This window comes from Grimontia celer (genome assembly GCF_900055185.1).
Classification (GTDB): domain Bacteria; phylum Pseudomonadota; class Gammaproteobacteria; order Enterobacterales; family Vibrionaceae; genus Enterovibrio; species Enterovibrio celer.
Map to the genome: position 1 here is coordinate 1 of NZ_FIZX01000051.1, position 561 is coordinate 561.

At 40.5% G+C, this 561-nt stretch carries 1 protein-coding gene; it reads left to right on the top strand.

The window, feature by feature from the left end:
- A partial coding sequence (locus GCE9029_RS26630; RefSeq protein WP_197475433.1) for a hypothetical protein occupies positions 1 to 561 on the top strand: 561 nt, incomplete at both ends.

The window sequence follows — 561 nt, forward strand, 5'->3', positions numbered from 1 at the left end:
AAGCTTCCGAGAAAGTTTCGGTTACGAACAGAGAGCTAACCAAAGTCGTTAAAGATTTGGTTTCAAAAAGCGCATCAAAATCTGATGTTGAGAACGTTAACTACAGTATTAGAAGTGCGTTATCTCAAATGGTTGATAAGGTGACCAAAACTGAGGCCAGTCTAGTTGATAAAGCTAAACGCTCTGATGACCTGTTGACTGACCTTGTAGACAATAAAATCATTGGTGCTATCGATGGTATTCCGGCCTCTATAGCAGCGAAACAACAGCTAGAAACCAACAAGATTATCAAGGCTATCGACTCCATCGATACCGGATTAAATCAAAGGCAAGATCTCTTTTTAGCTAAAGCAGCTTCCGAACAAATGAACACTGAACTCATTCAAGATTTGACCATAAAAGTGGAAGATGTTGATTACAACCTCGCAGATGCAAAAAAGGAAGTAATCGACCAAGTAAAAAGCTCTCAAAGGAAGACAACACAAGCAACTGGTCGCGAGTTCATGCGTTTGAATCGAGCTCTTAGCACGCTTGATGATTCCATCTCTCAAGACTTTGTTG